Source organism: Coleofasciculus chthonoplastes PCC 7420, assembly GCF_000155555.1.
GTDB lineage: Bacteria > Cyanobacteriota > Cyanobacteriia > Cyanobacteriales > Coleofasciculaceae > Coleofasciculus > Coleofasciculus chthonoplastes_A.
Window position 1 is genome coordinate 352414 of the sequence record NZ_DS989846.1, and the last position, 22137, is coordinate 374550.

Consider the following 22137-nt stretch of genomic DNA (forward strand, 5'->3'; position numbering starts at 1 on the left):
AAACTTTTCGCTGAACCTTATACGGAATAAGGCTTACAGACTGGGGAAACAAATTATGCGATTTTCCCCTATCTTTGACTTAATTCGCTTCTGGGCTGCTTCTTGCTGGGAAAAGTTTAGAAGCAAGAGGGCTAACACCAGCGAACGATATTATCCTAACACTGAATCCCTCTATGAGTCGAAACCTTTAGATTTATTTACAATCGTTGTTAGTCGCTCAATCAAGAGGAATGTTGCTGACTGGGCAGCCATGAATTGGCTGACTTGGGAGCCAGTCAATTTGCCGACTGGGGAGCCAAGAAATAAATTTCTGGCTCAAAGCTAAAGTCCATTAAAATGGACTCAGACTAGAGATGCAGTCGTCTTTAGACGACTTGAGCTTTCAGCCTTGGGTTTGAACCCAAGGCGGTTGGTGCGACATCACCTGAGACAATCTTCAAAACTTTTCGCTGAACCTTATACGGAATAAGGCTTACAGACTGGGGAAACAAATTATGCGATTTTCCCCTATCTTTGACTTAATTCGCTTCTGGGCTGCTTCTTGCTGGGAAAAGTTTAGAAGCAAGAGGGCTAACACCAGCGAACGATATTATCCTAACACTTAATTCCTCTATGAGTCGAAAACTTTAGGTTTATTGACAATCGTTGTTAGTCGCTCAATTAAGAGGAATGTTACTGACTGGGCAGCCATGAATTGGCTGACTTGGGAGCCAGTCAATTTGCCGACTGGGGAGCCAAGAAATAAATTTCTGGCTCAAAGCTAAAGTCCATTAAAATGGACTCAGACTAAGCTGTTCGGCATTTAAACCATAATGTCAAGAATTGCGAGATCCTTGTAGTGCGAGCATCTTGCTCGCTACTAATACCCAATTTAAATGCATTTCAGCTTAGAGATGTAGTCGTCTTTAGACGACTTGAGCTTTTAGTTCCTTGGGTTTGAACCCAATGCGGTTGGTGAAACTGTTAAACTCCCGTTCATCTTCTGTTCAACTTCCTGATTGGTAATCACATAACGGTAATGGGTTGAACCCTGAAGAATTACCCGAATTTTATCCTCCTTAAATCGTTCGCTACTCACTTCTATATGTCCAAAACCTGTCTCACTCCACGTCTGAAGCAGGATTGTCTCCAAGCGTTGCAGGAATTCATCGATATTCGGGGTAGTCGATTGGGATAACATAACTAATGCCTCTGCCATACAAACTGGTGTTGGTAAGTCCAACTGAATCCATTAAACCGCATCGTTCTCCAGAAAAACCCACCGGAAGGTATCAAAAGGTATCATAAAGCTATCAACTTTCATCGTTTCCCATCAACAGGAACTGAATCTTGATTGTAGAGACGTGTTGACACTAATGACAGTGTGCGCCCTTTCTCGCTGTCTACAATATTGTCAAATAGGTTTCTGTCGGACTGATGGGTAAGGGCTTCAGGGTTTGATTTTGTAGGTCTATTTCTAACCCCAACGATTCTAACGGGATCACGCCTAAAAGCGCATCGCCACCGCCGGGTAATTCCAAACACTCGAAAGTTCCTTCCCGACCAAACATTGATAGTTTAGCATCTTGAAAAATTCGGGCTTTGCCAATGCCCATTGCTGTGGCTACGTCTACTTCTTTGAGTATTTTTAGTCCGAGTTTGGCGATAACGTCTTGTGGCAAACACAAGGTTGTTGCTCCTGTATCTACCAATACATTGTCCAGTGTGATTGACCGAATTTGTTCGGGGCTAATTGTCCCATCTTCAGCTCTAATTTGGTCGGCTCGATTCACGATCGTCAGAGTTGTGAAAACTTTTCCCATTGGGTGGCTAGTTTTAATTGGCATAGTGGCTTTCTCCTTAAAATTCGGAGTTATTCCGTTTATTATTATAACTTGTCTTTTGGTTTGAAAGTTATCGACTTTTATCATTTTAAAATCAACAGGAACTAAGTCTCGATGGTAAAGACGTGCCATGGCGCGTGAGTGATAGATTGTGTAGGGGCGGGTTTTACTATTATCGTTTCTGTTGAACCTAGATGTGATTAAACCCGCCCTGACGTAGGTTTTTGGTGTGCCTAGTCACTACTAGCGTAACCTAGCTAAGATGATGAACTACAAAGCTTTCATGACTGATAGAGGTACAACCCAGCTTAAGTTGAATGTCACTGACTGGTATGCTGGTGGGCATTGCCCACCCTACGGGATATCAAGGGTTCCTTGGTTTTTAACCCAAGGGGGTTGGAGAAACTGTTCACGTTCCGTTCATCTTCTGTTCAACTTCCTGATTCGTAATCACATAACGGTAATGGGTTGAACCCTGAAGCACCACACGTATTTTGTCCTCCTTAAATCGTTCGCTACTCACTTCTATATGTCCAAAACCTGTCTCACTCCACGTCTGAAGTAGGATTATCTCTAAGCGTTGCAAGAACTCATCGATATTTGGGGTAGTAGAATGGGATAACATAACTGATGCCTCTGGGATACAGATTGGTGTTGGCGTGCGATCGCGCTTCGGGTAAAGCGGAAACAAGCGTATAGCCTGGAACTTAGTTCTCACTTTGTATACAAACAGGTATAAATCAGGCAAAGACGGTTTGTCAAGGCAATTTATGTAAAGTTATGTGTGTTTTTTGTCCCTGCCTGTCTCCAGCCCTCACCCCCAGCCTCTCTCCCAACCCCCCTCGTTCCCCCCTGCAAGGAGGGATGACAAAGGATGCTTCGCTTTTTTTGCACGGGAGAGGGGAGTAAGAAGGCTGACTTAAGCTGGGAGAAGCGCTAAAGCGCTTACTACAAACTCTAAGTGCCATTCGGATTAAGTGTGTAGGGGCGGGTTTCACAATTATCTTTTTGGTTGTACCCAGGTGTGACGAAACCCGCCCAGAATCAGGGTTCTAGACTCCCTGATTCTGTGTTAAGAGGAACAAAGCAGATCAAGTAGGGATGGGGGTAATTCTTCAAAATGCTCTAACAAAAAATCCAGGATTGCCAAATGGCGCAAATCAACGGGTTGAGGGGGGCGATACCCTTGACCTCGGTTGAACCAACATTGAACCATTCCCAGAGAACGGGAACATATATGAGAAAGTTGTTCATAAGTAACATCCCATTTGGCATAAAACTGCCTTGGCGTCATCCCTAATTCACAGTAACAATACAGGTCAATAATGTATTTTTCACGCTGGGTAATTGGGCGGGGATTGTGGGGTTTTTGGGGATTATAGCGTCCAGTTGGGCTATGTACAGATAGAGGTTCTCGTTCATGCTCAGAATGGGTGGGATAACGGTATGGGTTGTGATCATCTTCGTAGGGAGAATCCTTGAGGTTTGAGTGCGTAGGGGCGGGTTTAGAAACAAACAGGAATTGTTTTACCCAACTTGGTGGCAAAACCCGCCCTGATTGTTCGGTGAATTCCTCCATTTCTTCACTATGACGCAGAGTATTTAAAGTCCCAGCAATGAGTTTACCGTTGAGGCTTTCGGTCAACTGCTGGATCAATAGCTTCGCGATCGCCTGGGCTTCAGCATCCGTCAGGTGCATTTGGGATGCATCGAAGTCAATATCACTGTAGCGCTTGATCAAAGAGAGGAGTTGGGTAATGCCCAATTCCGCCAAGGCTTGCTGGACAATGGTTTCAGCGGGTAGATACGTCATGGGTTTTTTCTCCTTTAATGTTCAATGCCTTAGTTGCTTGTAATAATGCTATAACATTACAGTCAAAACAAAAACCCCTTTGTCTCAAAAAAAGGGATCTCAAGAAAATCAAGTTTATCGAGGTTATAGACTGGGGAGAGGAGCCTATCTATGCAAAAGCGTCGCACTCAAGTAAGCTAAAGCAAAGAAGCAAATTCTGCGATAAGACCATCCCATGAGCATTCAAGTTGAATTTCAAGCTACCGCTCCACCCTTGCGATGGGACGAAGCTGGGGGTATCCGTATCGGTCAGAGCCGAGTAACCCTTGACAGTCTACTTGCTGCCTATCAAATCGGCTCTACTCCCGAAGAAATTGCTCTCCAATACGATGTGCTTAGCCTGTCAGAGATTTATGCAACTATCGCTTACTACCTCACCCATCGCCAGCAGATTGATAACTACTTGGAGCAGCGTCGCCAAAATGCTCAACAGTACAGACAAAAATTGACTCAAGACAATAATTTGGTTAATCTCCGAGAACGTCTCTTGGCTCGTCATCAATCCCAAGTAAGTTGATATCAAATGCGTCTTGTGACTGACGAAAACTTCAACGGAGCCATATTGCGTGGGCTGATCAGACGTTTGCCTGAGCTGGATGTAGTCCGTGTATAGGATGTCGGGCTGATGCACACTGATGATGCTACTATTCTGGAATGGGCTGCCAACGAGGAGCGCATCTTGCTCACCCATGACGTTGCCACTATTGTCATGTATGCAGGCGATCGCATCAATCAGGGTTTACCAATGCCTGGAGTTGTCGAGGTTATTGCCACAGCTCCCATTGGACAAATCCTTGATGATTTGGAACTCTTTATTTTGTGCAGTCAGCCAGGAGAATACGAAGATCAGATTATTTTCATTCCTTTTTCGTGATCTACTAATTAAAAAGGATTAATTAAAAAGGATAACTTGGTGGGTTACGGCGGATAACTAATTAAATGGTTTATTTTCTTAATTGATTACCGCCTAACCCACCCTACAGCTAACACAGCTAAAATGATGGATTAGATGTGATGATTGAATCGGGCGCAAGTCTTTGCGCCCCTACAGTTTCGGGGCTAATGGTTAATTCATCAAATAAGGTGTGCCACGCCCCTACGGGTTACTCATCACTTAACAGCGCTCTGACAATGTAGCGGATTTTGCCAACCCGTATTCGGGGTAATATTAGGGGCTTGGGCGGTGAGAACGATTGTTCCATCGGGTAATTTTATCCAGCCTTGGGCTTCAATTATTGGCGTTGAACGCCTCTGGGTTACGGGTTCAATTTTAGCGGGGCGACTATCGTTACTAGGAACTAGCACCACCCTGAAGGCTTAAACGGTCAGTTTCAATCCTTAATTCTCCAGCATTTCCTATATCGTAAGCTTCCGTTAATATTCTGGCTCTTCCTTGAAGATTTAACTCTGGAGTTTCTACGAAAACATTTCCCGGTTTACCACTCCCATCAGAGGTAGCAAACAAACCTGTTGAATTTCCCTCCGGTAATGAATCAGTCAGGTTAACTGACTCAGAAGCCTTTACCGTGATATTTCCTCCCTGATTGTTGCCAACTACTCTAGAAAGTAATCGGGCACCATCAGCGAGAGAAACTGATTGTGCCGTAACGTCAATATTACCACTATTACCCGTTCCTTCATTATTCGTGGAATCGATAATCACTCCCGTGGCATTGACTGCACTATCACTATGAATACTAATCTCGCCACCATTTGAGGTAATTCCTCCAATCAGATTAATATCACTGGTTGCGTCTAAGATAACTCGTCCTCCTAGAGTTTCAATATTAACTGTGGTGATACTGCCATCTGACGGTTTTACAGAAGTCGTGAAAGAGGGTAAAGTTAAGCTATTATCCGGTGGTGTGACTGGCGGTGTTGAGGAAACTTCCGCAACTACCTCGATATCATCTATCCCCCAGTTTTCATTTTCAAGCACTTCTCCGGGTGGTAATTTAGAAAAATCGAGTTGTAGAGAGTTTGATGTGTGTTCAAGAGAAAACTCTATCGTGTAGATTGAGTCACCGAAGGTTAAATCAGGGATAGTTGAAGACGTATATCCCAATTCATCTATGTGATCAGCAGATTGATGGGACGGATGTTCTCCTTGAAGATAATCATCAGGAAATGATTGTTTACTGTTGACATTACTAAACGTTGCGTTTACCCACACATTATTATCAATACTTAACTGCCAAACATCGGGTCCACTAATCGCCGAGGTATCGTTACCGTCCCATGAGCCAATAATAAATAGCTCAAAAGAGCCTGTAACCTGGGCAGGTGAGGGAAGATTATTAAGTGTTAGACTTACCGTTTCTTGACCAAAGGGTCCCAGAAAAGTTGTACAGATTGTACATCCGGCGGGTGTTGTCTCTGTTTGGGTATTAGACCATTCTGAACCAACTGATCCTTGAAAATTGTTCTCATACTTGAATGTGGAGTTGGTTGGTGGTGGCGGTGGTTGCTGTGGTAGATTTGGCGGAGTTACCGGATATTTTAAAGTATCGACTCCCGATCGCATAATTAAAGCTGGCTCACTTGTCAATATAGCAATATCTGGGTCAGTGGGGTCATTCGTGTTATTTAAAGCAACATCTGCTTGAGTAATTGTGATATTTCCTGTCTTGATGCTTCCGGTGGCTTCGATTAAAAGTGAAGCGCCTGTATAATCCCCAATAATAACATCCCCATCTACACTAATAATCGGATCATAGTAACTCCAAAACTCCCCCGGTTCCCCCGCTAAATTCAGAATCGCAAACTGACTCCCACTGGCAAAATGAGCATCCCCAGAAATCACCCCATCACTGACTAAACTCAACTCCCCACCACTCTGAAACGGCGTTCCCGGATGATTCAATGCCAGAATATCAATGCCTTGATTTCCCTGAATATAAAGATTCCCGCCAGCATGGGCGATAAACGGAATTTCGACACTATCGCGCACTCGCACCGTATCGCCAGCCAACAGGATTAAATCTCCAGCGGTGACTAACTGACTTTCCTCTAAAATTAAATTATTATTCGCGAATAAAACAGCCGACTGCGCCAACCCATCCCGCACTGTTGCATCTCCAGTTAATGCGGCTATCTCCAAATGTCCGGCGGGGGCGGCTAATTGTCCTAAACTGGTAACTGTTCCACCCACTAAGGTTAAATCTTCCCCCACTTCTAGAGTTCCAGAATTCGTAATCGCGGCTGGATTCTGATTTCCATATTGCAATCCCAAAGGCACATTAATAGTAAGCAATGGCGGTGCTTCGGGATTCGTCGCACTAAACGTTGTGCCATTCTCAAATACCACCCCATTGGCTGTACTCCCAATAAACGAACCCCGGATGTCTAATTGAGCATTTTCGCCAAAGATAATTCCATTAGGATTGATGAAGATTAAATCTGCTGCACCATTGACGCCTAATGTCCCTAAAATATCCGAGGGATCAGTTCCCGTCACCCGACTAAAAATGGCTTCAATTCCGTCAGGGTTGGCAAAATAAACCCGTTGTCCTTCATTAATATTAAACTCTAAAAAGCTATGAAATAAGGCGGAACCTCGACTAGCGCCATCCTGAATTAAATCGGCGGTGACTCCATCAATAACCACACCATTCGGTAGGATTGAGGAACCTTCAGCGCCTAGTGTGGAATCGGGTGTAATCTGGGCGAGGACAGGGTTACAGGGGATGAAGAGGAGGGGAGCGATCGCGCTTCCATATATCAGACGCTGTAAGCTTTGATTGATGGTCAACATAGCACCCTCTAGATGTGAGATTTAGGGAATTCCCAACCTGATATTTATTTTATTATGTCCTGTGTCCTGTTTGTAGGGGCGAGTCGCTGCACTATCATTAAGGGGAAATCCACTAATGTTATCGACTCGCCCTCCTCGTTGGTTCACCTGTTGCAAAGGATAATGCGGTGGGTTACGGCAGATATTTTATTAAAGGGTTTGTTTCCGGAATTGATTACTGCCTAACCCACCCTACGGGTTAAGCGCGATCGCACAATAGTCCGAAATATCATAACCGCCAGTTGAGTGAATATCCCACTACCCAATACTACTCGGTAATCGTCCAATTTCGTAGATCAACAATCCTTGGCAGCCAGGGGAAATTAAACGGAACAATGTATCATACAATACAGCAAATCGGGTAAAGTTTCTCCCCGTCCCCCGTCTTCCCGTCAGCCTCAACGATCTAAGTGCATGACAGCTTCCCTGCCTACCGCTTTCACTATAAGAATCTTAATGAAAATTCTGTGAAGATGCTTATAAAGATTCTGTAAAGTTCAGCTTTAATACTTGACTTAGTATGATTAGATTGAATAGTCTAACTTAGACATCGAGTTCAAAGGAATAACAATTTTTTTTGTTTAGATAAGTAGGCAAACATACCTATTCCCCTGTCATCTAAGCAAATTCCAAGTCACGCGATCTGAGTACAGCGACATTTCCGGCGATCTACACAGCTTCATATAGGTAAACCCAGTGTTACTTAACTGAGCGTACCTAGTTTAGCAATAGTAACAGATTGTGAAAATTTTCTGGTTTGACCAGATCTTAGAACTAGACAATCTTAGGTGTGCGTCCATGAAAAATGTATCAGGTAGACTAACGAAATATCCTACCCCGTTAAGTTCTCCTTACCAAGGACTAGACGAAATCTTCGGCTGTGTGCTTCAGCAGTTAAGCCAAGGTTTACTCGACTCCACAACTGCCCTAGAGTTGAGCCAATCTTTTGAATTTTCCGAACTCCAGCTTGGTTTTGAACTGTTAAGTAATATTATACAACAACCCAACCCGCAACATTCTGTTCACACAGAACATAATAGCACATATTCCGATACATATCTACATATTATCGGTCAAGGGCGGGTCAGGTTGTTAGGTTTTGATCCCTCTAAGGGGCGGGAGGTTTCGGCTGAGGTACTTGAGACACCCGGAGACTCATTGGGGGCTGATCAACAGTTGTGCAATGAATCGTTACCTTACCGAGCGATCGCGGCGAGTGAAGGGTGGATAGCTCGCATTCGCTTTGATCAACTCCAACCCTGGTTAGAACGGTTCCCTGAGCTAGAAGCGCACTGGCGACAACAAGCACAAAACAGGCAGCGCCTGATTTTCTGGAAGACATTAACCCAACTGCGATCGCAAAGTCATTTAGCGATCGAGCAACTCCTTCCTTATATAGAAGATATAGAAGAAATTCAGATTCGGGCAGGTGAGTCATTAGCGGATGTAGCAACAGAACAACCCGGTCACTTCTGGCTACATGGGGGTGAAATTGAACGTCAGGGAGCAGAATCTAATGCTCACCGTCTCCCCCCGACTATCGGCGAAAGCTGGGGACATCCACAACCTATACCAACGGATTGGGTTGCCCAAACTGATTTATCCGTTTACTGGTTGCCCCTAGAACATTGGCAAGCCGCCCAAGGGATTGTTCAAGTGTTAGCCCAGGCTCAGCCCGAGTCAACCAATGGCAGCAAACCCAATCCATCTCTAAAATCGAAAACGTCGAGAAGCTTGGTTCAGAAAACTCGGACTCAGGCTCTCCCTGTTCCCCAACCCCAGCCTGAACCCGCCTCTTTTGAGTCCCCTGATACCCAACCCATCGCCTTTCCTCAACCGACAACGGGACGTTATCGGGGACGACAGTTTTGGCGCGGTTACCCTTTCATTCAGCAGCAGAGTTCCTCAGACTGTGGACCGACTTGCTTGGCGATGATTGGGCGGTATTGGGGGAAACGGTTTAGTCTCAACTCCCTGCGGGAGTTAGCCGACGTGGGGCGAGCAGGGGCTTCGCTCAAAGGATTAACCAAAGCCGCCCAAACCTTGGGATTTAAAGCCACGCCGGTGCGGGCGTCCTTGAGTCGCCTGCAACAGCAGAAAAATCCCTGGATTGCCCACTGGCAGGGAGATCACTATGTCGTCGTTTACCGGGTGAAGGGCGATCGCGTTCTCATGGCTGATCCGGCGATGGGCAAGCGCTTGGTTCCCCGGCAAGAGTTTTTGACAAATTGGACAGGATATGCACTCCTGTTAGAGCCAACCGCCCAACTGGCAGCCGCCCCCGATGAAAAGCGCTCTCTGAAACGCTTTTGGGGGTTACTGTGGCCCCATCGCTCTATCCTGTTGCAGATTATCTTAGCGTCATTGCTGCTCCAGGTTTTTGGGCTGATTACCCCCCTGTTTACCCAAATTATCCTCGACCGGGTGGTGGTCAATAAAAGCTTAATCACACTGCAGGTGTTTGCCATTGGACTGATTATCTTTGGCGTTTGGAGTATTGGCATCGGTGTCACCCGACGATATCTGCTGTTCTATTATTCCAATCGTTTGAGTCTCACGTTTATCAGTGGTTTCATTAACCATACCCTGAGCTTACCCCTGAAGTTTTTTGAATCCCGTCAGGTAGGGGACATCATCACCCGGGTTCAGGAAACCAGCAAAATTAAGGCGTTCCTGACTCAGCAAGTCATTGGTACCTGGCTGGATGTGTTGATGGTGTTTGTCTATGCGGGGTTGATGTTCTACTACAACTGGCAGCTTACCCTGCTGGTGCTAGCCACGATTCCCCCGATCGCGATCTTAACAGTGGTCGCCAGTCCGTTTCTGCGTCAGAAGTCGCGGGAAGTGTTTAAGGAAGTCGCGGCGCAAAATTCCTTGTTGGTGGAAATGATGACAGGGGTAGCAACCGTTAAATCTACCGCCGCCGAACAAGAGGTGCGCTGGCGCTGGGAAGACCGTTTCACCAGTCAGTTAAATACCCAGTTTAAAGCCTTCCATCTGAGTAATGGCTTGCAGGCAGTGAGTGGTTTGTTTAATACCCTCGGCAGCACGGCGTTACTGTGGTACGGAGCGACATTGGTAATTCAGGATCAGCTTACCATTGGTCAGTTTGTCGCCTTCAACATGCTCATCGGCAAAGTGACGAGTCCGATTTTGTCTCTGGTCGCCCTGTGGGATCGATTCCAAGAAATCCTGGTGTCTGTGGAACGGCTCAACGATGTCTTTGGCACCCAGCCGGAGGAACATCCTCAACAACCCATGCTGACGCTACCCCAAATCCGGGGGGATGTGACCTTGGAAAATGTGACGTTCCGTTATGGTGAACAAGAGGAACACAATACCCTGGAAAATATTAGCTTAGAGGTTCAGGCTGGGGAAACCATTGCCTTGGTGGGACGCAGTGGTTCGGGTAAGAGTACGTTGGTGAAACTGCTGCAAGGACTTTATCACCCCACCTCTGGGCGAATCACGATTGATGGTCACGATATTCGCCATGTTTCGCCCCAATCGTTACGTTCTCAACTCGGCGTGGTTCCCCAAGACTGTTTCCTCTTCTCCGGTACGATTCTAGAAAATATTAGCCTCTATCGACCGGAATTTACTCTGGAGCAAGTGATTGAAGTGGCTAAGTTGGCAGAAGCCCATGCGTTTATTCAAGCCTTGCCCTTGGGATACAACACCAAAGTCGGAGAGCGGGGTTCGACGCTTTCCGGGGGACAGCGGCAGCGAATTGCCATTGCTCGTGCTTTGTTGGGGAACCCCCGGATTTTGATTCTGGATGAAGCGACAAGTTCCTTGGATACTGAGTCAGAGCGACGCTTTCAAGACAATCTAGCCCGGATTAGCCGCGATCGCACCACCTTTATTATTGCTCATCGCCTCTCCACTGTGCGGAATGCCAACCGCATCTTAGTGCTAGACCGAGGCATTCTCGTGGAACAGGGGACTCATCAGGAATTAATGGCACTTCAAGGTCTTTACTACCATCTAGCACAGCAGCAGTTGGATCTTTAAAGTGGTCTGAATTCTGACCAGAAATGTTATCGGTTCATATCCACAGAATATTAGCGTTTCCCAACTGACCACATCTAGGATGTAACAGTTATGCAAAAAACAACTGTGTCAATACTGTCACCGTCTCAGGCTGCATCAATTTATGGAGGTACAGCCACCTCAGTGCAACCCAATGAGCAGAAATCTCCAGAACCTTCAACACCGACGGTCAAATGGTCAACGGCTTTACAGACGATGCTTGACCAGCCGCCAGCCGGGTTTCCCCAGCGACTGATGGTGGGCGGGTTAGCGTTCTGTATCGCATTTGGTGCCTGGGCAACCTTTGGTCACATTGATGAAGTGGGTAAAGCCCATGGACGATTAGTGCCAAAAGGCAATGTCTATAAAATTCACTCGGTTCAGTCTGGCAAGATTGTCGATATTGAAGTTGAAGAAGGGGAGTTAATTAAAGCTGGGCAAGTTTTAGTGGAATTGGATACCGAACTTGCCGTAACTGAGGTTAAGCGCTTAGAGCAACTGCTCAATTCCCAGCAAACCGAATTAACCCAAGAAAAAGAACTGATAGAGAGAACCCGTCTGGAGGCTCAAACCCGCCAACGCATTGCCCAGGCAGAGGTGCAAGCCCAACAAGCTGCCCTGGCTCAAGCTAAGGCAAAGATCACCGTGTTAAAGCAGAAATTGCCGCAATTGCACACAGAAAAGGCGTTCCACCAAAAAAGACAACAACGGCTGCAACCTCTAACTGCTCATGCCGATGAACTCTTTGCCCGACGGCAAGCGGAAGCAGAAGCTCAAGCTGAACGACTCAAAACCCTCAAACCCCTCTTGGAAGAAGGGGCAATTTCTTCAGAAATGGTGTTTCAAGCTGAACAAAGTCTGCGTGCCAGCCAAAGTGCGATTATCCAAAGTCAACTGCAAGAGGGGACGAGTACTCAAGAGCAGCTATTTCAGGCACAGCAAACCTTGCGCGATTTGGACTTACAGATGATTCAAGCTCAAGGTGAGTTACAACAGACCTTGGCAGAAATTGATCAACTTCAGGCAGGATTGGCTCAAAAACAAACCGAGGTACGCCGCAGTCAGATTGAAGCACAGGAGCGAATACAGCAACTGGAAATGGAGTTGACCCAACTCAAAGCCAAGATTGCGGACAATAAAAATCAGCTAGTTAGGGCTAAAGCTCAACTCAACCAGCAATTTCTCTATGCACCGGTGGATGGGGTGGTTTCATCCCTCAGCGTTAGCCATAGTGGTGAGGTGGTGCAACCCAGCCAAACCGTTGCGGAAATAGCACCCAAAGGTGAGCCGTTGGTACTTTCAGCCAGTTTACCCAACCATGATGCTGGTTTCATTAAGGTGGGTATGCCCGTGAAGGTCAAGTTTGATGCTTACCCCTATCAAGATTACGGCATCGTGACGGGCGAAGTTACCTACATCTCTCCTGACAGTAAAGCCGACGAACAATTCGGTGTCGTTTATCACGTCGAAGTTGAGCTAGACCGCAATCATGTTACCGAAGGTGGTCATCAGATTGAGTTTAAGGCAGGTCAAACTGCCACGGCTGAGATTATTATCCGCCGCCGCCGCATTGCCGATATCTTACTGGAACCCTTCCGGGAGCTGCAAGAAGGTGGCATCAGTCTTTAATTGTCGATAAATGTTGTTGAGTTTAGAGAAGGATAGACATGACGTATAACATGCCAACGATCAATGCCAAACGTGAGAAAACTCTCGATCCCGAACAGTTCGAGCAGATAATAGACGCCATTCGCCAAGGGAAGTATTCGTGGGCTTGTGTTTTGCTGCTGCGTTTTGCGGGTCACAATCCCCAATACTATATTCCTTACCGTACCTACAACCGATTGAGGAAAGAACATAGTTCCCAGAAGCCTCAAGAGAATCTTCAGAGTGGGGACACCTCTGGGAACCCAGGACAACCAACCAGAAAGTCCTCCTGCAAAATCGCTGACCTGAATCACTTAGAAGTCGTTGATCACAAAACGCTATCGATGAAAGGCGGCTATAACCTACAGGGGTTGCCAGCAATTGAGTCAGAAGACTGTATCCCAGATTCTGTAGCGCCTTCGGATGATTGGTTTTCAGGCGTATCGTCTCTGTTTAACCGCTTGACTGGGTTGGGTTAGGATTCACTATACCTTCCTTATCGTAATCGTAGGGGCACGGCAATGCCGTGTCCCTACAGCTATTATTTGTCCTATATATATAGGGAATATTCCGGCGTTCTTCTGGTTACTCAATCACATCTTCAACAGCAACTGGGTATGGGGAGTTGTTTTCCCAGCAAGTTTTGGCATCGGCTTTACTGAATCTTCATATTGAAAAAGGCAATCTTCATCAAAGCTTTAAAAAAAGGGGTTGTCTTTTTTTAGGAATAGTGAATCATTCACATTTTAGTTTCTCTAGAAAAGAATAAAAATCATGCTGCCAAAATGGCAGCATGGACTTAATTTAATGGGTTTTTATCATTGAAGATAGTGTAATATCAAAATTGTTGGCTTCTGTATTGAAGGGTAAACAAGAGTCACTGTCCTAATAATGAGCAATGACCGATGTCCCAGCGGAAGCGACATTAATCAAGTTGTACTCCGTTTATAGCGGTTCTCGAGTAGATGAAGTCAATCCTCAAAGCTAGAAAGGCTTTATAGTATGAGGCATAGCTAGACCTAACTAATCGAGGAATTGCTGTCAAGCAACAGATTTTATATAAAAGCCCATCACCGAGCAATCCTAATTCTAAAACTCTAAGAATTAGGAGGATTTTCATGTCTATTTTTACACAAAATACTTCTCCAAAGTCGTGTTTTTATTGCTCTGCCAATTTGGCAGTAATTAGTTGAAAACCCCTTGTATTTTAAAATTGCACAAGCTATATTAAATACAACAGCAAAAGCAAAGAACTCTACCACAAGTTTATTGCAAAACCAAGGAGAAAAGCCATGAATATTTCCGATCTCAATCACCTCGAAGTCGTTAGCGAAGACAACAAAGTTGTTGGTGGTTACTGCTGCTACGATCCCGATGAACTGAACTTCGATACCGATATCGATAAGGATGTAAACATTAACATCTATGAGCGTGTCTATGTCAATAAGAACTTATACACCTATTCAACAGTTTACGGAAACAGCGCCTTAGCTGAAGCTGATGCCTCTGCCGAAGGCTACAATTCTAATGCTGAAGCCTTCTCCTTCACCTATACCGACCCCTACTTCTCTTCGGCAGGTGCAACCTCCATTTCTCAAAGCTAATACGGGTAGGAGCTACTAGTATTAGTCAAGATTAAACGAGTAGCTCCAGATCCCCAAATCGGCTCTTTTCAGGAAAGACAAATATCCCCAAAAGCACTATCAATTGCAAAACCAAGGAGAAAAGCTATGAACATTTCCGATCTCAATCACCTCGAAGTCGTTAGCGAAGACAACAAAGTTGTTGGTGGTTACTGCTGCTACGATCCCGATGAACTGAACTTCGATACCGATATCGATAAGTCTGTCAACATTAACATCTATGAGCGTGTCTATGTTGATAAGGACTTATACACCTATTCAACAGTTTACGGGAACAGCGCCTTAGCTGAAGCTGATGCCTCTGCCGAAGGCTACAATTCTAATGCTGAAGCCTTCTCCTTCACCTATACCGACCCCTACTTCTCTTCGGCAGGTGCAACCTCCATCTCTCAAAGCTAATACGGGTAGGAGCTACTAGTATTAGTCAAGATTAAACGAGTAGCTCCAGATCCCCAAATCGGCTCTTTTCAGGAAAGACAAATATCCCCAAAAGCACTATCAATTGCAAAACCAAGGAGAAAAGCTATGAACATTTCCGATCTCAATCACCTCGAAGTCGTTAGCGAAGACAACAAAGTTGTTGGTGGATACTACTACGATCCTAAGGAACTTGAATTCGATACCGATATCGATAAGTCTGTCAACATTAACATCTATGAGCGTGTCGATGTCTATAAGCGCTTATACACCTCTTCAACGGTTTATGGGAACAGTGCATTAGCTGAAGCTGATGCCTCTGCTGAAGGCTACGACTCTAACGCTGAAGCCTTCTCCTTCACCTATACCGACCCCTACTTCTCTTCGGCAGGTGCAACCTCCATCTCTCAAAGCGACTACTAAAATCAAGAGGGTTACGTTGTACAAGGAAGTGCTAAACAAGTAGCCTAGCTGTCTCAAGTTAACTCTTGGCGTACCCAATAACAGCAAACGTCCAATTTTGCCAACTAATTCACTGTAAAAAAGGAGAAAACTCATGAATATTTCTGACCTGAATCACCTCGAAGTCCTTAGCGAAGACAACAAAGTTGTTGGTGGATACTACGAGCTTGAATTCGATACCGATATCGATAAGGATGTAGACATTTCCCTCAATGAGTATGTCAATGTCTATAAGCGCTTATACACCTCTTCAACGGTTTACGGGAACAGTGCCTTAGCTGAAGCTGATGCCTCTGCTGAAGGTCCCCATTCTAACGCTGAAGCCTTCTCCTTCACCTATACTGATCCAAGCTTCTCTTCTGCAGGTGCAACATCTATCTCTCAAAGTGATAGCTATTGCTACTACTGTTACTAGAGTAGTCTAATTGCTACGGCGTCCCGCTTCCACTATCGGGACGCTTCTAATTATTGAATGGGCGCTCAATTAAGTAAGTCGCCATGGCTTAAAGTCGGGCGATGAAGAGCGCCATTAGCCATTTGTAAGAGTTTGCTACTCTAGGGGAACGCTCACACAAAAGCAAGCTGACAAAACAGGGAGTTGTATCCAGTCAGAGTTCTCCATTGTTAAGGTAAGGAGCGATTTACCAATGATGACCAAATTATATTTAATATTAATCAGTTTAATTAGCACTTTAGTGGTTACTTTGCCCTGCTCAGCTCAGATAGTTAATGCAGGTGCTTCGAGTAGTTCATTCGTGAATTCCCAAGGTGCAGGTGCAACCAGCAGTGCCACAGCCACCTCACCCACAGGCACCAGTAGCAGTAGTCAGACGATTTTTGTACCTGGTGCTACCGTCAGTGGTGGTAGCAGTTCCGCTAGTGCCTCCACGAATGCTCCGCCGACAACCAGTGCTAATGTTTTCACAGATTCGTTGAATAGTCCTAATCCTGGAGCAACGTTTACGCCCAGGGCTACTTTCAGTGGGGGTAGCAATTCAGCCAATACCTCCGTGAATACTCCGCCGCCAGCAACCACCACCGTTCCTCCCGGTTCCCTCAGTAGTCCTAATCCTGGCACAACAACTCCCTTGTCTCCAGCCGTTAATAATCAGCCAGGGTTTTCCCCCAGTGTCACCGCTAACCCGACAAGCGCTCCCCCGGCTTCTATTGCACCCTCTTCCCCCAGGGTGAGAGTAATCCTACCGAACCCCAGCATCAACAATCCTGCAACTACATTTATCAGCATTTTTTCCGCATCCAGCTTTGTCCAAAAAGATAGTAATATTTCCTACAGGGTTGTCGGTGTACCTAGCCGAGTTTTCCCAGGGTTAGGTTTAAGGAGAGTTCCAATCAATCGATAATGGTGGATACAGGCGCGTCCGTTGAGTCAGAAGAAATTGTTGAGTTTCTCAAACAAGACATACAGTATAAAAAAGTCTGTCATCAGATTTGGTCGCAACGAGTCATTGAGCGAGCGACTCAGGAACGAGGCATAGTCGTCACGCCAGAAGAAATTCAGGCGGAGGCAGATAAGCAACGTCAGGCAATGCACTTGGAAAAGGCGGCTGACACCTTGGCTTGGTTGGCGGATCAGAGGATAACACCTGATGATTGGGAAGCAGGAATTCGTCTGCGCTTGCTGACCCAGAAATTAGCCGATTGTTTGTTTGGCAACGAGGTAGAAAAGTTTTTTACTCAAAATCGATTAGACTATGAGCAAATTTTGCTCTATCAACTGATTCTTGCCTCTGAACCCTTGGCGCGAGAACTTTTCTATGAAATTGAAGAAGGGGAAATTAGCTTTTATGAGGCAGCCCACCTTTACGATATTGACCCAGAACGCAAGCGTCGGTGCGGTTATGAAGGAAAGGTTTACCGCTGGCGCTTAAAACCGGAAATGGCATCGGCAGTCTTTGCCGCGCCGATTGGCGAGGTAGTCGGTCCAATTAAAACCGATCTCGGTTATCATCTGTTACGAGCAGAAGAGTTTATCCCCGCCCAATTAACTCCTGAACGGTCTCAAGAAATTCTCAATCGCCTGTTTGGACAGTGGTTAGAAAGTGAAGTAAACTACCTAATCCACAGTGAAAGCAGTTGAAAACCGAAGGGAAATCCTTTATCACTATGCTTACGTCCACACTGCGGAGAGGGGCCGGGACCCCACCTTGCCCCCATAAATCTCTTTGCCACGTTTAGGCGAAACAAACGGATCAACCGTAATAGATGTAACTCCTTGCAAAATACCAATTACTTCAGAAGCACCATCACTGGGATTGATCGCGATCACAAATGCACTGTTCACACCGCCAAATGCTCCTCCCGCAAAAGTATAGTCGAACGAGCCATTTACCTGGAGTTTATCTAAACCATCTTGGAAGTCTCTGATTAAAGCATAATCACCAATGCCAGCAGCAGCGTAGAAGACGTTATCGGCGTCACCAAGTACAAATGTATCTTGTCCGAAAAATTGGGAGGGTAAACCAATGGCATCACCCCTCAAACTATCCACTTCACCGGCTCCTGTTCCCCCAGTACCATTGAGGACATCATTCCCGATTAATCCTGTGAGAATATCATCTCCAATTCCACCAACAAGTATGTCATTGCCTGCATCCCCAATTAGCCGATCATCGCCGTTACCACCACTCAAGGTATCGTTATCAGTGGTAGAAAAAGGATTACTAGACAAACCGGCAAAAAGTAAATCGTCTTGTTCCCCCCCGAGGAGGTTATCAGCACCTGCACCCCCCTCTAACGTATCCTGACCAGCACCGCCTTGCAGGTCATCATCACCGCTTTCTCCAAGGAGTAAGTCATCGCCGAAGCTAGCAAGAGCTGTGTCGTCGTCATCTCCACCCTTGAGGACATCATTGCCACTACCGCCCAGTAGTGTATCATCGCCGCTCTCCCCATTCAGGATATCATTAATACCTGTCAAGGTCGTGCCATTGTAATCGTACGTGAGTGTACCGTTACCCTGACCAATACCCCCTAACAGTCGGTCATTGCCAGCTCCGCCGTTGAGGATATCGTCACCACTACCTCCATCGAGTAAGTCATCCCCATCATGTGCAAAGAGCAAGTCATTTTCGCTGCCTCCAAACAGCTTGTCGTTACCAAATCCTCCTAATAATGTGTCATTTCCCTGATCACCTCTGATGAAGTCATCGCCATCTTCGCCAAAAAGCAGGTCATTTTCGCTACCTCCATACAACTTGTCACTACCGTTCCCCCCGACTAAAGTATCATTGCCTTGATCGCCCTTGATAAAGTCATCACCATCTGCTGCCAAAACCAGGTCATCGCCACGACGACCATAGATTACATCATTACTATTTGTTGCAGCAGGATTAGTGGTTAGATTGACGAGATCATTGTTGTTGGTTAAGTTGAGGAATGCCATTGGTTTAACTCTCCATTTATTGGATTTGTAATTTATTTCTGTCAATAGTGTAGATGAAATAAGCAGCAAAATGGAGCATTTTGAAAAATAAATCTGCCATTTTGGCAGTCCTGTTTAACTAGCATATTATCTAGTCGTAGGCATCTTTTTTTACTCTTTTTAATATTTTATCTTAATCAACAAAATAACCTGATCAATCTCCTCAATTCAGGCGATTGATCAGATATCAATTATTGGCTATAAATCAGACAATAATCTGCTTATACCTGTGACTACAAGATTCTCCTTCTTGATCGACAACCCATGCTGATAGATCTACCACCCAGACCGAGCCAGCCACCAAATATTACTAACGCGAGAGTGCTAGCAGGCTCAGGTGCTTGAACTGTTGCTTTGGTTTCTTTGGTTTCTACGAACGTTAGATAAGTCGGGCGATCAAACTGACGTTGATAGGAACCCATTGCCAAGAGATCCGCCGACTCTTCCTCTATGTCAACACCAAAGTCTCCAGAGGGTAGGAATGTATTTAAGGTGAAGTTGTCGCTAGCGTCAACTGAGAATAAGTCATCCTCTCCTAAGGAGTTTAATTCTCCAGAGACTGAGAAGAAGTCAAAGACTGTTTGATTCGCTGGATTAGGGTCAGTTCCTCCTAACACCACTAACGATATATCCACCGCCGCCGTACTCTTTTCCCCTGACGTTGCCAGGTTAAAGAAAGCCGTAAAATCGAAAGAAAATGATTCCGTCGAATTCGGGGCTGGATTAAGCAAAAATCCTCCAATTACTGATGCTTCACTTTTGGCAAATCCGAAGAAATTTTCTTGATCACCAAAAGCGTTACTCACGGTTGTGTTCGTAGCAAAAGCTGGAGGGTTTGTGAAAAACAGTGAATCGGCTTGGGCGATAGCCGTTACTGAGTCCCCTGTCGATGCGGAACTGGCATTTTCACCCTCATCTGCATCTAAGACTGAACTGACTGGTGTCATTGTCACCGTATTCGTCTTCGCTGAAACTGTAGAATAATCTGGGCTTTGACTAAAGTTTTCTAGAAATACATTAGCCTCAGCCGAAGCAAACGTTGCCGCCAGACTTGGTGAAACTAGCAATACCGAACTGGTTACTAATGGTGCAGCAAAGGACAATACACTTTGAGCAAGTCTCAGTTCTTGTTTCATGATTTTCTCCTTATCATCAATAGGGACAGCACAATCTCACGCTCGACATAGCGGTTATAAATATCGATGTGTTGGCAAGTAAATCAGACTGAATTTAACTGTTATTTATAATAGTTAATAACAGTTGAGAGAATTAAATGGTAGTTACATACAGCCGAGTATCAGTAAATTGTAATTCTCGTAACTTCCAACGCTTTATAGTTGTATCCTATCCCTAATATAAATTGAATGGGTGAAGTTAGTTTGAAAATAAAAATCTTTTTTTAAAGGGTTTATGAATTGGTGAATTCCCTAATCTCAACCGTTAACTTTTATGAAAATCCACCTACTTATCAATTTAGGTGTGCCACGCTAGTAGCTCTTGCTCAGGGGGACGACAGGGGGGTGGGGGTGTATTCATTGCACGATTAAAGAGAAATGGTATCAGATTAAAGTCTATCAATTATTTAGACTTAATCCAGGATTAAAAAGCATAAGTAATCCCTCAATTCAAGGGATTACTTAAGGAATAATGTGTCATCAAAATGGTTTAGGAAAATCTATTCCTAAGAAATTCTACGTCTAGAGTTCAAACCGACTAAGCCACTAAAAACCAATAAACCTAGAGTGCTAATCGGCTCAGGTACTTGTGCAGAGTCTTTAACTGTTGCCTTGGTTTCTTTAGTTTCTATGAACGTTAGATAAGTTGGGCGATCAAACTGACGATGATAGGAGCCGATCGCCAAGACATCCGCCAATTCTTCTTCTAAGTCTACACCAAAGTCTCCCGATGGCAAGAAGGTATTTAAGGTAAAGTTGTCGCTGACTTCAACCGAGAATATGTCATCCTGTCCTAGGGTGTTTAACTCTCCGAACACAGAGAAGAAATCAAAAACCGTTTGATTCACCGGATTAGGATCAGTTCCCCCTAAAATTACTATGGATATATCAGCTTTCGCCTTACTCTCTTCTCCTGAAGTGATTAGGGTAGAGAAAGCCGTCAAATCAAAAGAAAATGTTTCCGTCGAATTTGGGGCTGGATTAATCAAAAATCCACCCGTTACCGACGCTTCACTTTGGGCAAACCCGAAAAAGTTTTCGGCATCGCCAAAAGCCTCACTCAAGGTTGTGTTAGCGGCAAAGGCTGGAGGGTTCGTAAAAAAGAGTGAATCGGCTTCGGCGATAGCCGTTGCTGAGTCCCCTGCCGATGCGGAACGGGCATTTTCACCCTCATCTGAATCTGAGATGACATTGACGGGTGTCATTGCCATCGTATTCGTTTGAGCTGAAACCGTAGATAAATCTGGGCTTTGATTAAAGTTGCTTAGCAATACGTTGGCTTCCGCCGAGGCAAAGGTCGCTGCCAGAGTTGGTGAAACCGCTATAACTGAACTCGTGACTAGAGGTGTAGCGAAGAACAATATGTGCTGAACCAGTCTCAGTTCCTTTTTCATGAATTATTCCCTGATTGTTAATCAATTATGGGCAGCCAAATTTATCGCTTAGCTAACTTATGCAAAACCTAGGTTTCACTAGCAGTAAGTCGGACTTATATCATGTCCTGATCGATGATTGCCCATAATTGTGATGACCTAAAGCAAGGAGTTTCAGCCATTTTTATCAAGGGTATTTGAGCGGACATGATTTAAGGAGGAACTGTTCCTAGCTGCCAAGTCACGAACAGTTTCTCGACTCAATTGAGGGGTCAGTTCAGCAGAACGACAATTCGTTCAAAATTTTTGCGCCCGCTGAAAAGGTCTGTATTAGTATTTTACTCATAACTGAACTTTAATAGATAAAGTTATCTTAAAGCTATAAAGCGATAATTTAAAGATTTTGTAAATTTGTTAGACTGACGACAGCCTCTAAGTAGGGGGTGCAGGGGAAGCTGGGGCATAATTTTGACGGGTA

The 22137-nt window shown here is 45.1% G+C and carries 20 protein-coding genes and 1 pseudogene; 12 read left to right on the forward strand and 9 right to left on the reverse strand.

The genetic code is table 11. From position 1 onward, the window contains the following. Positions 1–55 precede the first annotated feature (55 nt). Complete coding sequence (locus tag MC7420_RS10550; protein WP_006100231.1) at positions 56–325, forward strand: hypothetical protein; 270 nt, start codon at positions 56–58, stop codon at positions 323–325. Positions 326–922: 597 nt separating this feature from the next. On the opposite strand, the gene MC7420_RS10555 is transcribed toward MC7420_RS10550, so the two are convergent. The 4 genes from MC7420_RS10555 to MC7420_RS37980 all read right to left on the reverse strand — a co-directional run bounded on the left by MC7420_RS10555 (position 923) and on the right by MC7420_RS37980 (position 3636). Next, entirely contained in the window at positions 923–1198 is a 276-nt protein-coding gene (locus MC7420_RS10555) for a hypothetical protein (protein ID WP_063712007.1), read from the reverse strand. A 184-nt stretch (positions 1199–1382) separates the two neighbouring features. Continuing rightward, positions 1383–1826: a retroviral-like aspartic protease family protein gene (locus tag MC7420_RS10560; RefSeq protein WP_006100237.1), complete on the reverse strand. Its 444-nt coding sequence runs from the start codon at positions 1824–1826 to the stop codon at positions 1383–1385. Between the two features lie 406 nt (positions 1827–2232). Continuing rightward, positions 2233–2541: a hypothetical protein gene (locus tag MC7420_RS10565; RefSeq protein ID WP_232231681.1), complete on the reverse strand. Its 309-nt coding sequence runs from the start codon at positions 2539–2541 to the stop codon at positions 2233–2235. Positions 2542–2895: 354 nt separating this feature from the next. Then, positions 2896–3636, reverse strand: a complete 741-nt coding sequence (locus MC7420_RS37980) for a hypothetical protein (protein ID WP_006100087.1) — start codon at positions 3634–3636, stop codon at positions 2896–2898. Positions 3637–3850: 214 nt separating this feature from the next. Between MC7420_RS37980 and MC7420_RS10580 the strand changes: the two genes are divergently transcribed. Both MC7420_RS10580 and MC7420_RS10585 read left to right on the forward strand, forming a co-directional pair. Beyond that, a complete protein-coding gene (locus tag MC7420_RS10580) occupies positions 3851–4192 on the forward strand; it encodes a DUF433 domain-containing protein (protein ID WP_006100350.1) in 342 nt (113 codons plus the stop codon). Between the two features lie 6 nt (positions 4193–4198). After that, positions 4199–4549: pseudogene (locus tag MC7420_RS10585) on the forward strand (DUF5615 family PIN-like protein). Between the two features lie 236 nt (positions 4550–4785). On the opposite strand, the gene MC7420_RS10590 reads toward MC7420_RS10585, so the two are convergent. Both MC7420_RS10590 and MC7420_RS35075 read right to left on the reverse strand, forming a co-directional pair. Beyond that, entirely contained in the window at positions 4786–4983 is a 198-nt protein-coding gene (locus MC7420_RS10590) for a hypothetical protein (RefSeq protein ID WP_006100331.1), read from the reverse strand. Then, a complete protein-coding gene (locus MC7420_RS35075) occupies positions 4967–7429 on the reverse strand; it encodes a filamentous hemagglutinin N-terminal domain-containing protein (protein ID WP_006100371.1) in 2463 nt (820 codons plus the stop codon). The genes MC7420_RS10590 and MC7420_RS35075 overlap by 17 nt, the downstream gene beginning before the upstream one ends. Positions 7430–8266: 837 nt before the next feature. On the opposite strand from MC7420_RS35075, the gene MC7420_RS10600 reads away from it, so the two are divergent. From MC7420_RS10600 to MC7420_RS10640, 9 genes are all read left to right on the forward strand, one after another. Then, positions 8267–11482 (forward strand): peptidase domain-containing ABC transporter, encoded by a 3216-nt coding sequence (locus tag MC7420_RS10600; RefSeq protein ID WP_083798977.1) that lies wholly within the window; start codon positions 8267–8269, stop codon positions 11480–11482. Positions 11483–11572: 90 nt separating this feature from the next. Then, positions 11573–13129: an HlyD family efflux transporter periplasmic adaptor subunit gene (locus tag MC7420_RS10605; protein ID WP_006100042.1), complete on the forward strand. Its 1557-nt coding sequence runs from the start codon at positions 11573–11575 to the stop codon at positions 13127–13129. A 50-nt stretch (positions 13130–13179) separates the two neighbouring features. Then, positions 13180–13626, forward strand: coding sequence for a HetP family heterocyst commitment protein (locus MC7420_RS10610; protein WP_063712008.1), 447 nt, complete (start codon positions 13180–13182; stop codon positions 13624–13626). An 813-nt stretch (positions 13627–14439) separates the two neighbouring features. After that, the gene (locus MC7420_RS10615; RefSeq protein WP_006100132.1) at positions 14440–14751 is read left to right on the forward strand and encodes a hypothetical protein; all 312 of its coding nucleotides are present in this window, start codon (positions 14440–14442) and stop codon (positions 14749–14751) included. A gap of 126 nt (positions 14752–14877) precedes the next feature. Next, positions 14878–15189, forward strand: coding sequence for a hypothetical protein (locus MC7420_RS10620; RefSeq protein ID WP_006100257.1), 312 nt, complete (start codon positions 14878–14880; stop codon positions 15187–15189). A gap of 126 nt (positions 15190–15315) precedes the next feature. Next, positions 15316–15630, forward strand: coding sequence for a hypothetical protein (locus MC7420_RS10625; RefSeq protein WP_006100146.1), 315 nt, complete (start codon positions 15316–15318; stop codon positions 15628–15630). A gap of 133 nt (positions 15631–15763) precedes the next feature. Continuing rightward, positions 15764–16084, forward strand: a complete 321-nt coding sequence (locus tag MC7420_RS10630; RefSeq protein WP_006100252.1) for a hypothetical protein — start codon at positions 15764–15766, stop codon at positions 16082–16084. A gap of 232 nt (positions 16085–16316) precedes the next feature. After that, positions 16317–17030, forward strand: a complete 714-nt coding sequence (locus MC7420_RS39485; protein ID WP_157453120.1) for a hypothetical protein — start codon at positions 16317–16319, stop codon at positions 17028–17030. After that, the gene (locus MC7420_RS10640) at positions 17030–17767 is read left to right on the forward strand and encodes a peptidylprolyl isomerase (RefSeq protein WP_006100319.1); all 738 of its coding nucleotides are present in this window, start codon (positions 17030–17032) and stop codon (positions 17765–17767) included. The genes MC7420_RS39485 and MC7420_RS10640 overlap by 1 nt, the downstream gene beginning before the upstream one ends. Positions 17768–17797: 30 nt before the next feature. On the opposite strand, the gene MC7420_RS10645 is transcribed toward MC7420_RS10640, so the two are convergent. From MC7420_RS10645 to MC7420_RS10655, 3 genes are all read right to left on the reverse strand, one after another. Continuing rightward, entirely contained in the window at positions 17798–19072 is a 1275-nt protein-coding gene (locus tag MC7420_RS10645; protein WP_006100316.1) for a calcium-binding protein, read from the reverse strand. A gap of 272 nt (positions 19073–19344) precedes the next feature. After that, positions 19345–20247, reverse strand: coding sequence for a hypothetical protein (locus tag MC7420_RS10650; RefSeq protein WP_006100296.1), 903 nt, complete (start codon positions 20245–20247; stop codon positions 19345–19347). Positions 20248–20792: 545 nt separating this feature from the next. Continuing rightward, positions 20793–21680, reverse strand: a complete 888-nt coding sequence (locus MC7420_RS10655; protein ID WP_044206293.1) for a hypothetical protein — start codon at positions 21678–21680, stop codon at positions 20793–20795. Positions 21681–22137: the final 457 nt, after the last annotated feature.